This window comes from Agromyces sp. Y782, from assembly GCF_059445405.1.
Genome location: NZ_JCAIUG010000002.1, coordinates 573,735 through 587,933, shown reverse-complemented (window position 1 = coordinate 587,933; position 14,199 = coordinate 573,735). Strand labels below are relative to the sequence as shown.

15 protein-coding genes are annotated in these 14,199 nt (G+C 66.8%); 3 read left to right on the top strand and 12 right to left on the bottom strand.

The annotated features are described in order from the left end of the window. Positions 1–76: 76 nt before the first annotated feature. From acnA to dut, 4 genes are all read right to left on the bottom strand, one after another. Positions 77–2,887, bottom strand: a complete 2,811-nt coding sequence (gene acnA, locus AC1C2S_RS16925; RefSeq protein ID WP_495353768.1) for an aconitate hydratase AcnA — start codon at positions 2,885–2,887, stop codon at positions 77–79. 156 nt (positions 2,888–3,043) lie between these two features. Next, positions 3,044–3,832: a DUF3159 domain-containing protein gene (locus AC1C2S_RS16920; RefSeq protein ID WP_495354417.1), complete on the bottom strand. Its 789-nt coding sequence runs from the start codon at positions 3,830–3,832 to the stop codon at positions 3,044–3,046. Between the two features lie 5 nt (positions 3,833–3,837). Continuing rightward, positions 3,838–4,458, bottom strand: a complete 621-nt coding sequence (locus AC1C2S_RS16915) for a DUF3710 domain-containing protein (protein WP_495353767.1) — start codon at positions 4,456–4,458, stop codon at positions 3,838–3,840. After that, positions 4,455–4,913 carry a dUTP diphosphatase gene (gene dut / locus AC1C2S_RS16910; RefSeq protein ID WP_495353766.1) on the bottom strand — a complete coding sequence of 153 codons (459 nt, stop codon included), beginning with the start codon at positions 4,911–4,913 and terminating at the stop codon, positions 4,455–4,457. Before dut ends, AC1C2S_RS16915 begins: the two co-directional genes overlap by 4 nt. Positions 4,914–4,951: 38 nt before the next feature. Here dut and AC1C2S_RS16905 point away from each other — a divergent pair, with 38 nt between their 5' ends. Then, on the top strand, positions 4,952–5,395 hold the full coding sequence (locus tag AC1C2S_RS16905; protein WP_495353765.1) for a DUF3093 domain-containing protein: 444 nt from the start codon (positions 4,952–4,954) through the stop codon (positions 5,393–5,395). An 18-nt stretch (positions 5,396–5,413) separates the two neighbouring features. On the opposite strand, the gene AC1C2S_RS16900 is transcribed toward AC1C2S_RS16905, so the two are convergent. After that, on the bottom strand, positions 5,414–5,707 hold the full coding sequence (locus AC1C2S_RS16900) for a DUF4193 domain-containing protein (protein WP_495353764.1): 294 nt from the start codon (positions 5,705–5,707) through the stop codon (positions 5,414–5,416). 194 nt (positions 5,708–5,901) lie between these two features. Between AC1C2S_RS16900 and sepH the strand changes: the two genes are divergently transcribed. After that, positions 5,902–6,972 carry a septation protein SepH gene (gene sepH / locus AC1C2S_RS16895; protein ID WP_495353763.1) on the top strand — a complete coding sequence of 357 codons (1,071 nt, stop codon included), beginning with the start codon at positions 5,902–5,904 and terminating at the stop codon, positions 6,970–6,972. A gap of 105 nt (positions 6,973–7,077) precedes the next feature. Next, the gene (locus tag AC1C2S_RS16890; protein WP_495353762.1) at positions 7,078–7,362 is read left to right on the top strand and encodes a DUF6504 family protein; all 285 of its coding nucleotides are present in this window, start codon (positions 7,078–7,080) and stop codon (positions 7,360–7,362) included. A gap of 51 nt (positions 7,363–7,413) precedes the next feature. Here the strand turns inward: AC1C2S_RS16890 and AC1C2S_RS16885 are convergent, their stop codons facing one another. The 7 genes from AC1C2S_RS16885 to tig all read right to left on the bottom strand — a co-directional run bounded on the left by AC1C2S_RS16885 (position 7,414) and on the right by tig (position 14,151). Then, positions 7,414–8,592, bottom strand: coding sequence for a benzoate/H(+) symporter BenE family transporter (locus AC1C2S_RS16885; protein WP_495354416.1), 1,179 nt, complete (start codon positions 8,590–8,592; stop codon positions 7,414–7,416). Between the two features lie 26 nt (positions 8,593–8,618). Then, positions 8,619–9,893: an ATP-dependent Clp protease ATP-binding subunit ClpX gene (clpX, locus tag AC1C2S_RS16880; protein ID WP_495353761.1), complete on the bottom strand. Its 1,275-nt coding sequence runs from the start codon at positions 9,891–9,893 to the stop codon at positions 8,619–8,621. Between the two features lie 113 nt (positions 9,894–10,006). Next, positions 10,007–10,765 carry an AAA family ATPase gene (locus AC1C2S_RS16875; protein WP_495353760.1) on the bottom strand — a complete coding sequence of 253 codons (759 nt, stop codon included), beginning with the start codon at positions 10,763–10,765 and terminating at the stop codon, positions 10,007–10,009. A 9-nt stretch (positions 10,766–10,774) separates the two neighbouring features. Further along, positions 10,775–11,443, bottom strand: coding sequence for an ATP-dependent Clp protease proteolytic subunit (locus tag AC1C2S_RS16870; RefSeq protein WP_495353759.1), 669 nt, complete (start codon positions 11,441–11,443; stop codon positions 10,775–10,777). 27 nt (positions 11,444–11,470) lie between these two features. Beyond that, positions 11,471–12,055 (bottom strand): ATP-dependent Clp protease proteolytic subunit, encoded by a 585-nt coding sequence (locus AC1C2S_RS16865; RefSeq protein WP_022891923.1) that lies wholly within the window; start codon positions 12,053–12,055, stop codon positions 11,471–11,473. A 73-nt stretch (positions 12,056–12,128) separates the two neighbouring features. Then, positions 12,129–12,611, bottom strand: a complete 483-nt coding sequence (locus AC1C2S_RS16860) for a tetratricopeptide repeat protein (RefSeq protein WP_495353758.1) — start codon at positions 12,609–12,611, stop codon at positions 12,129–12,131. Positions 12,612–12,684: 73 nt separating this feature from the next. Next, positions 12,685–14,151, bottom strand: a complete 1,467-nt coding sequence (tig, locus tag AC1C2S_RS16855; protein WP_495353757.1) for a trigger factor — start codon at positions 14,149–14,151, stop codon at positions 12,685–12,687. Positions 14,152–14,199 lie beyond the last annotated feature (48 nt).

Sequence of the window (14,199 nt, the reverse complement as noted above, 5' to 3'; positions counted from 1 at the left end):
CGGGCTCGCTGGGAAGCCGGGCAGAGATCGGGGCGATCGGCGAAAAGCCGACCGCCCCGATTCTCCTGTGGTTCGCTCAGACGAGTGAACGCAGAACGTACTGCAGGATGCCGCCGTTGCGGTAGTAGTCGGCTTCACCCGGAGTGTCGATGCGCACGACCGCATCGAACTCGACCGTCTGCTTTCCGGCCGGCGAGTGCTCGGTCGGCTCGGCGATCACGTGCACCGTCTTGGGCGTGGTGCCCTCGTTCAACTGCTCGATGCCCGTGATCGAAACGACCTCGGTGCCGTCGAGCCCGAGCGATGCCCAGCTCTCCCCTGCGGGGAACTGGAGCGGCACGACACCCATGCCGATGAGGTTCGAGCGGTGGATGCGCTCGAAGCTCTCGGTGATGACCGCCTTCACGCCGAGGAGACTCGTGCCCTTGGCCGCCCAGTCGCGCGACGAACCCGAGCCGTACTCCTTGCCGCCGAAGATGACGAGGGGGGTGTCCTGCGCCTGGTAGTTCTGGCTCGCGTCGTAGATGAACGACTGCGGGGCGCCGGCCTGCGTGAAGTCACGCGTGTAGCCGCCCTCGACATCGTCGAGGAGCTGGTTCTTCAGGCGGATGTTGGCGAAGGTGCCGCGAATCATGATCTCGTGGTTACCGCGACGCGAGCCGTAGGAGTTGAAGTCCTTGCGGTCGACGCCGTGCTCGGTCAGGTACCGACCGGCGGGGCTGTCGGCCTTGATCGAACCGGCGGGGCTGATGTGGTCGGTCGTGACCGAGTCACCGAGCTTGGCGAGCACGCGCGCGCCGACGATGTCGGTGACGGGCGTGGTCTCCATGGTCATGCCGTCGAAGTACGGGGGCTTGCGCACATAGGTCGATTCGGCGTCCCACTCGAAGGTGGCGCCCGTGGGCGTCTCGAGGTTGCGCCAGCGCTCGTCGCCCTCGAACACGCTCGCGTACTGGTGCGTGAACATCTCGGTGTTGATCGAGGTGTCGATCGTGTGCTGCACCTCGGCCGCGTCAGGCCAGATGTCTTTCAGGAACACGTCGTTGCCGTCGGTGTCGGCGCCGAGCGCGTCGACCTCGAAGTCGAAGTTCATCGACCCGGCGAGGGCGTACGCGATGACGAGCGGCGGGCTCGCGAGGTAGTTCATCTTCACGTCGGGGTTGATGCGCCCCTCGAAGTTGCGGTTGCCCGAGAGCACCGCGGTGACCGCGAGGTCCTGCTCGTTGACCGCGGTCGAGATCTCGTCGATCAGCGGGCCCGAGTTGCCGATGCAGGTCGTGCAGCCGTAGCCGACGGTGTAGAAGCCGAGGTCTTCGAGGTAGCTCGTGAGACCAGCCTTCTCGTAGTAGTCGGTGACGACCTTCGAGCCCGGCGCGAGGGTGGTCTTCACCCACGGCTTGGCCTTCAGGCCCTTCTTCGCCGCATTGCGGGCGAGGAGGCCCGCGGCGAGCATCACCGAGGGGTTCGAGGTGTTCGTGCACGAGGTGATCGCGGCGATGGCGACGGCGCCGTGATCGAGCGTGAACTGCTGGCCGTCTTCGAGCCGCACCGGCGTCGGGTTCGACGCGGTCGCAGGCGCGTGGCTGCGGTGATGGTGCTCGTGGTGGCTGTGCTCGTCTTCGGGAGTGTTTCCGGGCGGGTCGGAGGCCGGGAAGGACTCGGCGCCCTCGAGGTCGACGAGATCGTGGTCGACCCGAGCGTAGCTCAGCAGGTCTCTCTCGAATGCGCTCTTCGAATCGGTGAGCTCGATGCGGTCTTGCGGGCGCTTCGGCCCGGCGATCGAGGGCACGACCGTCGAGAGGTCGAGCTCGATGTACTCGCTGAAAGCCGGCTCGCTGTCGGCGTCGTGCCAGAGCTTCTGCACCTTGGAGTACGCCTCGACGAGCGCGATCTGCTCGGCGCTGCGGCCGGTGAGCCGCAGGTAGTCGTGGGTGACGTCGTCGATGGGGAACATCGCGGCCGTCGAGCCGAACTCGGGGCTCATGTTGCCGATGGTGGCGCGGTTGGCGAGCGGCACGGATGCCACGCCCGAGCCGTAGAACTCGACGAACTTGCCGACCACGCCGTGCTTGCGGAGCATGTCGGTGATCGTCAGCACGACGTCGGTCGCGGTCACACCCGTGGGGATCGCACCGGAGAGCTTGAAGCCGACGACCTTCGGGATGAGCATCGACACTGGCTGGCCCAGCATGGCCGCCTCGGCCTCGATGCCGCCGACGCCCCAGCCGAGCACGCCGAGGCCGTTGACCATCGTGGTGTGCGAGTCGGTGCCGACGCAGGTGTCGGGGTAGGCGCGCAGCACACCGTCGACCACGCGCGTGAAGGTGACCTTCGCGAGGTGCTCGATGTTGACCTGGTGCACGATGCCGGTGCCCGGCGGCACGACCTTGAAGTCGTCGAACGCCGTCTGGCCCCAGCGGAGGAACTGGTACCGCTCGCCGTTTCGCTCGTACTCGATCTCGACGTTGCGCTCGAGTGCGTTCTCGGTACCGAAGAGGTCGGCGATCACGGAGTGGTCGATGACCATCTCGGCGGGCGCGAGTGGGTTGATCTTGTTGGGGTCTCCGCCGAGGCCGACGACCGCTTCGCGCATCGTGGCGAGGTCGACGATGCAGGGGACGCCCGTGAAGTCCTGCATGACGACACGAGCCGGCGTGAACTGGATCTCGGTGTCGGGCTCGGCCGTCGGCACCCACGACCCGAGGGCCTCGATCTGCTCCCTGGTGACGTTCTTGCCGTCTTCGGTGCGCAGCAGGTTCTCGAGCAGCACCTTGAGGCTGAACGGCAGCTTCTCATGGCCCGGCACGCTGTCGATCCGGAAGATCTCGTAGGACTCATCACCGACGTGGAGCGTGTCCTTCGCCCCGAAACTGTTCACTGCAGACACGATGTCCTCTCCTTCGTGGATGCCGCCGAACACGCGGGCGACGCTCCATCTTCTCCGTCAGACATGGGGCTGTTCCAGCAAGGGTAACCTAAGCCACTCGCCCGCCGACAGGCCTCGCACGGTGTGCGGATTTATCTTGACGTCGAGATAACTCTATCACTCGGCAGAGCGAGCCGAAGACGGATAGATCGCCCGAACCACGAGCCAGGAGAAGACCAGCACGAGCGCGTAGAGCGGCACGCCCATGAGGAGGCGAGTGGCCCCGAGCGCCTCGACGTTGTCGACGAGGTAGAACGGCACCTGCACCGCAAGGCGCGCGACGAACAGCCCGATCCAGACGAGCGTGAGGAACTGCGCCGCGCGGTACTTGCGCTTGTCGTGCTTCCAGGCGACGCCGTCGCCCATGAGGAATCCGACGATGAGGCCGAGCGCCGGCCAACGAACGAGCAGCGATACGATCAGCGCGAGCGCGTACCCCGCATTCGTGAAGAACCCGAGCACGTAGTTGTCGCGCGCATTGCCCGACCAGAGGGCGAGCGCCGCCGAAGCGAGCACGCCGATGAGCCCCGCGATCGCCTGGGTCGGCTGCCCCTTGGTGGCGAGCCGCACGACCGTGAACACCACTGCGAGACCGACGGATGCCGTGAGTGCGGGCACGAGCGCGGCCTGCGCGTCTTGGCCTGCGAAGCTCGTGAGCCCGCTGTAGACCACCAGGAACACGAGTCCGGGCAACAGGGCCTCGAGGATGCCTCGAACGCCGCCGACCGCGGTCAGCAGGTCACGGCCGCTCAGCTTCTCGTCACGCGCGAGGGCGCCGAGGCCGCTCTTCTCGGCGGCGGCGGCGAACTGCCTTCCGAACTCGCCGCCCTCTGCGGGCTCACCCTCGGATGCGGCATCCGTTCGGCCGCTCTCATCGGGACGCGACGGCCCAGAGGCATCCGTCATCTCGGTCACGCCGTGGGTGCGCCTGCGGAGGACGCGGGCATGCGCAGCGGAATCAGGTCGCGCGGCGGCATCGGCGTGGTGCCGCGCACCACGACGATCGAACGGAAGAGGTCTTCGACCTTGGCAGCCGCGGCCGGGTCGACCGCGGCTTCACCGGCGATCACACCGCGCAGGAACCATCGGGGTCCGTCGACCCCGACGAAGCGCGCGAGTCGCATCTGACCCTGCTGCCCCTCGCCCGCGGCGACGGGGATCTGGGCGAGCAGTTCAGGCCCGAAGGTGCCCTCGCGCACGGTGGTCGTGCCGCCCTGGCGGGCGATCTGCTCAGCGATCTGCGCGCGGATCTCGTGCCAGAGACCACTCGAACGCGGCGCGGCGAACGGCTGCACCTGCAGCGTCGAATTCGCGTAGTCGAGGCCGATGGCGACGACCCGTTTGGTGCCCTCTTCTACTTCGAGGCGAAGGTGGAGACCCTCACGCGGCAGCACCTTCACACCGCCGAGGTCGACATAGGGACGAACCGGGTTCGCCTCGGCCTCATCGAAGGGGCCCGCGCTCGCGCGGTCTTCGGGGGCCGACTTTGGCTGATCGGCGGAGATCTCGCCGGTGTTCTCGATGTCGCTCACGCGTTCACTCCTGACTTGTGCGCCCCGGTACCGGTGGAGCCGAATCCGCCCTCGCCGCGCACACTGCCGGGCAGTCGCTCGACCTCGACGAACCGTGCGCGGAGCACGGGCATCACGACGAGCTGGGCGATACGGTCGCCGGCCTCGATCGTGTACGGCTCGATCGCGTCGGTGTTCAGCAGGGCGACCTTGATCTCGCCGCGGTAGCCCGCATCGACGGTGCCTGGCGCATTGACGATCGTGATGCCGTGCTTGAAGGCCAGACCCGAGCGGGGCACGACGAAGGCGACGTACCCGTCTGGCAGCGCGATCGCGACGCCTGTGCCGACGGTGGCGCGCTCTCCGGGCTCGAGGATGACCGACTCGGCGGCATGGAGATCGGCGCCCGCATCGCCCGGATGGGCGTACGACGGAACGTGCTCGGCCGTGATCAGCACATCGATGGAATCGGTCACTGTTCGAGGGTAGTGCAGAAGTCTGGTCGAATAGAGCCATGCCCGACTACCGCGAAAGACTCTGGCCGACGCCGTGGATCTACCTCGCCTCACTGCTCTTCATCCCCGCCAGCATCCTCGTGCTTGCGCCGGTCTCCTTGCCCGCCGGCATCGCGACCGGGATCATCCTCTACGGCGCGGTGGTCATCTCACTCAGCCTCACGGCACCGGTCATCGAGGTCGCCGACGGGCGGCTCAGTGCGGGTCGTGCGTCGATACCGCTCGCCGACACCGGAACAGCGGTGGGGGCGACGGATGCCGCTGCGCGCGTCGAACGCGGAACGGGTCTCGATGCCCGCGCGTTCCTCGTGATCCGCGGATGGGTGCAATCCGTCGTGCGGGTTCCCGTCACCGACGAGTCGGACCCCACGCCCTACTGGCTGATCTCGACGCGTCATCCGAAAGAACTGGCCGCCGCGATCAATGGATCACGACGGCCCTGAGCGTACTGAGCCGAGCGTCTAGGACGCGCACTCCAAGCAGATCGGCCCGAGCTTCGTCTCGTGGTCGATCTGTGAACGATGCTTCACCAGGAAGCAGTTCACACAGGTGAACTCGTCAGCTTGCGGCGGAAGCACCACCACGTCGAGTTCGACGTCGGAGAGATCGGCACCAGCGAGGTCGAACCCGCCGGGGTTATCGGCGTCTTCGACATCCACTACGCCCGACATCTTGTCGGGGACGCGCTCCTTGAGGGCCTCGATCGACTCAGAGTCGTCTTCGGTCTTCCTCGGTGCGTCGTAATCCGTTGCCATTCCCATCCATTTCCTCATCGCCGAAGATTCGGCGGCCATAGTCTGCATCAAATCGGTTGCGTTAGCAAACCACTTGTGTGGGTTTTCCCAGGTCCTTCGTGCTCAACTTCCGCCGCGCCCGGGGTATTCCCACGAGCACACATCCCGACGTGGCATCCTTGGGCGGAGACGAAGGCACGGAAGGGCTTGTCGCGATGCAGGAACTCAAGGTAATCGGAGTCGAGAACGGCGCATTGCTCGCCGCATCCGACGATGGCGCGCGCTTCCGGATCGAGATCGACGAAGTACTGCAATCTCGTATCCGGCAGGCGCAACCCGAACAGCACACCGGGCCCAAACCTTCGCCGCGCGAAGTGCAGGCCCACATCAGGTCGGGCATGTCGGCCGAAGAGGTCGCTCAGGTCACCGGCGCATCCCTCGACTACATCCGCCGCTTCGAAGGCCCCGTGCTCGCCGAGCGCGAACACATGGTCACCTCGGCACTCGCGGTGCCGGTGCACGTCTCGATCGAGGTCGACCCGGCCGACGAGCCGCCGTCGTTCGGCGGAGTCATCCGTGACCGACTCGCCCAGCTCAGCGCCCATGGTGAACGCTGGGCGAGCTGGAAAGACGAGGAGCGCGGCTGGATCATCAAGCTCGAGTTCACTGCCGAGACGATCGACCACGACGCACGCTGGGGCTTCGAGCCCCGCAAGCAATCGCTGCAACCGCTGAACTCCGAAGCGATCACACTCTCGCAGCAGGGCGAGATGAAGGGCGGGCTGATCCCGCGCCTGCGCGTCGTCGCTGCCGACTCCGACGAGTCGCGCTTCGACAGCGGCGCCTTCACCTTCGAAGAGCCCGAGCACGGCGAATTCGACACCGCCCCGCATCTCGAACCGCTCCCGTACTCGCGCTCGCCGCAGACGTCGAGCCCTGCAGCGTCGCGTGCTGCGATCAAACGAGCGGATGAACCGAAGCAGACGCTCGGCGAGACAGCAGACCTGCTCGAGGCGCTCCGGCGACGGCGCGGCGAGCGGGAGGCTGCCGGAAACGGGCAAGAGCAGCCGCCGACACCGGTCACCCCGGCTGTGATGCAGGAACCAGTACCCCCGCCCGAGCAACCGGTCGAAGAGAAGCCCGGCACGGCCGCTCGGAGCATTTGGGGCGGCAAAGCCTCCACCGGCCCGGCCGGCGCACGGGGCGCTTCCAAGAAGGGGCGTGCTTCGATGCCGAGCTGGGATGAGATCGTCTTCGGCGCGCGCACCGACGACGATCTCGCCTGATCGCCGACTGAGCTGAGGAACGCCGCCGGGCAGATGCTCGGCGGCGTTTCGTGCGCTCGAGCGCGGTGCTACCATCGAACATACATTCGATTCGGTGAGGTGCCCATGTCGCTCGTTCACGAGTTCGTCGAGGTATGGACGAACGACGACGGCCGCCCCGAGCGACTCGTGTGGCGCTCACGTCGCTTCCGCGTGACGGACACTCCGACGACGCTCGTGGGCCCGTGCGACTGGTGGTCACCCGTCGCGGCACACGATGTCTCACCAGGCAGACCGCCGCTGCAGATCGCAGGCTGGCGTTTCCAGGCCACTGCCGACGACGGCGAGACCCACGTCTTCGATGTACGCCGCCACGAGCGCCGCTGGGAGCTCGTGCGCGTGTTCGATTGAGCACCGCGTGGCATAGCCGCCTTCAGGGCGTCAGAACCCCCACCGGGCTGTTCAGCGGGCTTCGCTGGCCTTCGCGCTCCGGTCGCGGACGCGCGGACGCAACCAGAGCATGAGGATTCCACCCACCACGAGGCCCCAGAAAGCCGAGCCGATCCCGACGACCGCAACGCCCGACGCCGTCACCAGGAATGTGCCGATCGCGGTGATGCGCTGCCCCGGAGCTTCGAGCGCGCCCGTGACGGACGTGACCAGGGCGCCGAGCAGCGCGAGTCCGGCAACCGCCGTGATGATGATCGGCGGTGAGGCCTGCACGACCGCGGCAGCGAGCCCCGCCCCTGCTCCGAACACGAGGTAAACGACCCCCGAAGTGAGCGTGGCGACCCAGCGGCGCCCGGCGTCGGGATTCGACTCGGGGCTCGCCATGATCGCAGCGGTGATCGCCGCGAGGTTGATCGCGTGGCCGCCCGCGAAGGCCGCGGCCACGGATGCGGCGCCTGAGGTGACGAGAACCTGCCTGGGAGCGAGGCGATAGCCGAACGTCGACATCACCGCGAACCCCGGCACGTTCTGGCCCGCCATGGTCACGATGAAGAGGGGCAGGCCGAGACTCACGATGACGAATGGGTCGAAGACCGGTGCGACGAACTCGAGCTGCGGCCGCACGGCTTCACTGCCGAGCACGGCCGGACCCGCGATCACTGCGATGCCGATCACCGCCACGAGCATCGCCGCCGGAACGGCCCAGCGAGGCGCGAGGCGAGCGAGCAGCAACCAGACGAGGATCATCGGAAGGGCGATCGCCGGCTGCTCGACGGCCGCGAACACCGGCGCGACGCAGATCGGAAAGAGGATGCCGGCGAGCATCGCGCTCGCGATCGGCTTCGGGATGCTCGTGATCGCGCGCCCGAGCGCAGGCCACAGGCCCGAGAGCACGATGAGCACACCGCAGACGATGAAGGCACCGATCGCCGCCGCGAATTGCTGGGTGGTCGCGGCCGCCGCGACGAGCAGCGCCGCACCGGGTGTCGACCACGCGAACGAGACCGGCATCCGGGTGATGACCGGCAGAAGGATGCACGTGACGCCGGTCGCAATGCACAGCGCGAACAGGCCTGAAGCTGCCTGCGTCTCGCTCGCGCCGACGGCGAGGAGTCCTGCGATCACCAGGGCGAAGGAGCTCGCGAACCCGGTGATGGCCGCGATGACGCCCGCGACGACGGTTTGGAAGATGTCCGGTGCTCGCTCTCGAACGAGTTCTACGCCGACTTCTCAGCGCGACGCGGCTTGTGCTGCACGATCGTGGGGGCGGCATTGTCGAGCACCGCGGCCTTGGTGACGACGACCCGGGCGACACCTGTCGAAGAGGGCACCTCGAACATGATCGGTCCGAGCACCTCCTCCATGATCGCGCGAAGGCCGCGTGCACCGGTCTGTCGAAGCACGGCGAGGTCGGCGATCGCCTGCAACGCCTCCTCTTCGAAGTCGAGTTCGACGCCGTCGAGCTCGAACATGCGCTGGTACTGCCGCACGAGCGCGTTCTTCGGCACCGTGAGGATCTGCATGAGCGCCTCGCGGTCGAGCGGCGTGACGGTCGCCACGACCGGGAGCCGGCCGATGAACTCGGGGATCAGGCCGAACTTGTGGAGATCTTCGGGCAGCACCTCGCTGAAGATGTCGGCTTCGTCTTCTTTGTTGTGCAACGGGGCACCGAACCCGATGCCGCGCTTGCCCGCCCGCGAGGAGATGATGTCTTCGAGGCCCGCGAACGCTCCGGCCACGATGAAGAGCACGTTCGTCGTGTCGATCTGGATGAACTCCTGGTGCGGGTGCTTGCGCCCGCCCTGCGGCGGCACCGATGCGACGGTGCCCTCGAGGATCTTCAGGAGCGCCTGCTGCACGCCCTCACCCGAGACGTCCCTCGTGATCGACGGGTTCTCGGCCTTTCGCGCGATCTTGTCGACCTCGTCGATGTAGATGATGCCGGTCTCAGCGCGCTTCACATCGAAGTCGGCGGCCTGGATGAGCTTCAGCAGGATGTTCTCGACGTCTTCACCGACGTACCCCGCCTCGGTGAGCGCGGTGGCGTCGGCCACGGCGAACGGCACGTTCAGCTGCTTGGCCAAGGTCTGCGCGAGGTAGGTCTTTCCGCAGCCCGTCGGGCCGATCAGCAGGATGTTGGACTTCGCCAGCTCCACGTCGTCGCGCGCATCTGCCGACGTCAGCGTCGTGCGTGCGCGAACGCGCTTGTAGTGGTTGTAGACCGCAACGGCGAGCGCCTTCTTCGCGGCCTCTTGACCGATGACGTACTCCTCGAGGAATCCGAAGATCTCTTTGGGCTTCGGCAGCTCGAACTCGCCCGCCTCGGTCTCGCCGGCTTCGGCGAGCCGCTCCTCGATGATTTCGTTGCAGAGCTCCACGCACTCGTCGCAGATGTAGACGCCGGGTCCGGCGATGAGCTGCTGCACCTGCTTCTGGCTCTTTCCGCAGAAGGAACACTTGAGCAGGTCGGCGCTCTCTCCGATGCGTGCCATCGAAACCTCCCTGTCGACGAGTCTGTTCCGAGCCTAGCCCGAGATCGGGCCGATCGAGGGTAGCCGGTCGGATTCGACACGCCCAGCAGTTCGCCGGTCGCGAACTGCGGCCATCAGTCGAGCAGGTGACGCAGATACCGCTTCGGGTCATCGAGGTACAGACGCCAGTGCGAGACGAGCTCGAGTTCCTCCCAGGTGGTCTCACGGATGCCCCACTCCCCCAGTTCGAGGATCGTGGCGCCCGGCACCGAGGCGAGGATCGGCGAATGGGTGGCGCAGATGACTTGCGTGCCGCGCGACACCATGCGGTCGAGGCCGGCGATCCAGCTGAGGATGGAGGCGAACGAGAGGGCCGCCTCTGGCTCGTCGAGGCAGACGAGGCCGGCCAGGTACTGCGAGTGGTTCAGCTTGTTGTCGAGTAGGTCGTTGAACGACTCGCCGTGGCTCATCGAATGCAGATGCTGGTCGGGGCTGCCGGGCAGCGCCTCGAGGTAGCTGTAGTAGCCGTGCATCGTCTCTGCCCGCAGGAAGAAGCCCCATCGCGGCGCCGACGGACTGCGTTCGATTCGCAGCCAGTCGCCGAGCGGCGATTCGCTCGGTCTGGTGGATCGCCCGCCGTTGTTGCTGCCGCCCTCTGGTGGGAGCCCGTAGGCCGTCGCGATGCCCTCGAGCAGCGTCGACTTGCCGCTGCCGTTCTCGCCGACGAGGAAGGTCAGCCCGGGCGCGAACTCGATGCCGCCATCCCGGATGAGCTGGGCGACCGCGGGAATCGTCGCCGGCCAGGAACCGCGGTCGATCGCGGCATCCGAATACAGCGAAACGCGACGGATGGCGCGGCTGTCGTTCAGCCAGTCATCCGCCGCGTTCACCACGCTGCGAGGTTATCGCGTGATCGCCGGGAGGCTCTTGCGCGAGGTGAGCACCTGGTCGATGAGACCGTACTCGAGGGCTTCGGCCGCGGAGAGGATCTTGTCGCGGTCGATGTCGGTGTTGACCTGCTCCTGCGTGCGGTTCGAGTGACGCGAGAGCGTCTCTTCGAGCCATCCGCGCATGCGCAGGATCTCGGCCGCCTGGATCTCGATGTCGGATGCCTGGCCGTGCCCGGCCTCGCCCATCGCCGGCTGGTGGATCAGGATGCGCGCATTCGGCAGTGCCAGGCGCTTGCCGGGCGTGCCTGCAGCGGCGATGACCGCCGCTGCCGACGCAGCCTGGCCGAGTACGACCGTCTGGATGTGCGGACGGATGTACTGCATCGTGTCGTAGATCGCCGTCATCGCAGTGAAGGAGCCACCGGGCGAGTTGATGTAGAGGATGATGTCGCGGTCGGGATCCATCGACTCGAGCACGAGGAGCTGCGCCATGATGTCGTCGGCGGATGCGTCGTCGACCTGCACGCCGAGGAAGATGATGCGGTCCTCGAAGAGCTTGGCGTAGGGGTCTTGGCGCTTGTAGCCGTAGGCAGTGCGCTCCTCGAAGCTCGGCAGGATGTAGCGCGAGCCCGGTGCTTGGACGCCGTTGAAGGCGGTGCCACCGAAAGCGGGTATGTTCATTCGCTCGTTCTCTCTTCTCTCGAGTGCCTACGCCTGGGTTCCGCCGCCGCCGGCGACATCGAGTGCCGACTCGCGGATGTGGTCGACGAAGCCGTACTCGAGTGCCTGCTGTGCGTTGAACCAACGGTCGCGGTCGCCGTCGGCGTTGATCTGCTCGACGGTCTTGCCGGTCTGCGCCGCGGTGATCTCGGCGAGGCGCTTCTTCATGTCGAGGATGAGCTGCGCCTGCGTCTGGATGTCGCTCGAAGTGCCGCCGAAGCCGCCGTGCGGCTGGTGCAGGAGCACGCGCGCGTTGGGGGTGATGTACCGCTTGCCCTTGGTGCCGGCGGTGAGGAGCAGCTGCCCCATCGAGGCGGCCATGCCGATGCCGACCGTGACGATGTCGTTCGGCACGAACTGCATCGTGTCGTAGATCGCCATGCCGGCCGTGATGGACCCGCCCGGTGAATTGACGTAGAGGAAGATGTCTTTCTTGGCATCTTCGGCGGCGAGCAGCAGCAGCTTCGCCGCGATCTCGTTGGCGTTGTCGTCGCGCACCTCGGAGCCAAGCCAGATGATGCGGTCCTTCAGCAGTCGATCGAAAACACCGGTGCCTGGTGTCGGTTCGGCCATGTTTCGCTCCGTTTCCGTTGTCGCGTTCACTCGAATCTATCCGGTGCAACGCACGCGAACGGGGCTGTTCGCCCTAGGCGGATGCCGCGAGCTCCGCGGCGTATGCGGCGACCGAGACGCGGTAGCGCGGCAGGTGCGGCGCGAGAGCCGAGAGAGCGTCTGATGCCGCCCGGGCGGGCAAGCCCGCATCGACGAGGGCGAGCGCCCTGAACGCGACGACCGCGTCGTGCAGCTCACCGGCGTCGGGCTCGATCGCATCGAGGAGGGCGATCGCTTCGAGCGGCCGCCCGAGGTTGCGGATCGTGGAGGCGAGCTGGACATGGGCCTGCACGCGTTCAGAACCGGCGAGGCCGTTCGCGAGGGCGTCGCGGTACAGCACTTCGGCGTCGACTTCGAGGCCCGCGGAGTCACGTGAACCCGCACGTTCGAAGAGCGCGAGCGGATCATCTGCCGGACGCTCGGCGGCGATGGCGTCGATACGGCGGACCACCTCGTCGTCACCGAGTTCGTCTGCTGCCGCCCAGACGGCGTCGACCCGCTGCTGCCAGTCGCTCATGCTGTGCTCCTCTTCGACGAACAAGCGGGGCCGGGCGATTCGCCCGGCCCCGCTCACTGAAATCGACGCTCGACTATTCGGCGTCTGCCTTCTTCGTTGCACGCTTCTTGGGCGCGGGCTTCTCAGCAGCGTCGTCGGCAGCGGCGGCCTTCTTCGGCGCACGCTTCTTCGGCGCGGGCTTCTCGACGGCTTCGGCCTCTTCGACGATCTCTTCAGCCTCGTCGACGGTCTCGGCCTCTGCTTCTGCTTCGGCTTCGTTTTCGGCGACGGCGGTGAACTCGGAGAGATCGACGGGCTTGCCCGCGGCATCCGACACCTTCGCCTTGCCGAGCGCGAGCGCGAGCGCCTTGTTGCGGGCGACTTCGCCGACCATGGCGGGAATCTGGCTGTTCTGGCTGAGCGCCTGAACGAACTCGTTCGGCTCCATGCCGTACTGGGCCGCGCCCTGCACGAGGTACTGGGTGAGCTCGTCTTGGCTGACCTGCACGCCTTCGGCTTCGGCGATCGAGTCGAGCAGGATCTGCGTCTTGAACGCCTTCACGCTCGACTCGGCGACCTCAGCGCGGTGCTCGTCGTCTTCGAGGCGGTTCTCGTTCTCGAGGTGACGGTGCACCTCGTCGTCGATGACGGCCTGCGCGACCGGCACCTCGACGAGCTCGAGGAGCCTGTCGACGAGAAGGTCGCGGGCCTGGTTGCCCTGGCCGAACGACTTGTTGCGTGCGACTTGCTCTTTGAGGCTGTCGGTCAGCTCGGCGAGCGTGTCGAACTCGCTCGCGATCTGCGCGAAGTCGTCGTCGGCCTCGGGCAGCTCGCGCTCTTTCACGGCGGTGACGGTGACGGTGATCTCGGCGGTCTCGCCCTCGTGGTCGCCGCCCAGGAGCTTCGATGCGAAGGTCGTGGTCTCGCCTGCCGAGAGCGTGTCGAGCGCCTCGTCGATGCCCTCGAGCAGCTCACCCGAGCCGAGCTCGTACGAGATGCCGCTCGCCGTGTCGACCTCGGTCTCTTCGATCATGGCGACGAGATCGAGAGTCACGAAGTCACCGGTCTTGGCAGGCCGGTCGACGGTGATGAGCGTACCGAAGCGGCTGCGCAGGCGCTCGAGTTCTTCGCTGACCTCGTCGTCGCCGACCTCGACGGAGTCGACCGTGAGCTCGAGTCCCTCGTAGGCGGGCAGCTCGATCTCGGGGCGAACGTCGACCTCGATCGCGAGCAACAGCTCGCCAGAGAAGTCTTTGTCGCTGGGCCACTCGACGATGTCGGCCTCGGGCCGGCCGAGGGGGCGCAGTTCGTGCTCGGCGACGGCAGCGCGGTAGAAGCCGTCGAGGCCCTCGTTGACGGCGTGCTCGAGCACGGCGCCCTTGCCGACGCGCTGGTCGACGATGGGCGGCGGCACCTTGCCTTTGCGGAACCCGGGCACATTGATCTGCTCGGCGATGTGCTCGTAGGCGTGGGTGATGCTGGGCTTCAGCTCCTCAGGCGTCACCGAGATGGTGAGCTTGGCGCGTGTCGGGCTCAGCTTCTCAACCGAAGTGGTCGGCATGTGGAAGATCTCCTGTTGTGTGGAAGTTCGTGTCGAGTCGTAGAACTC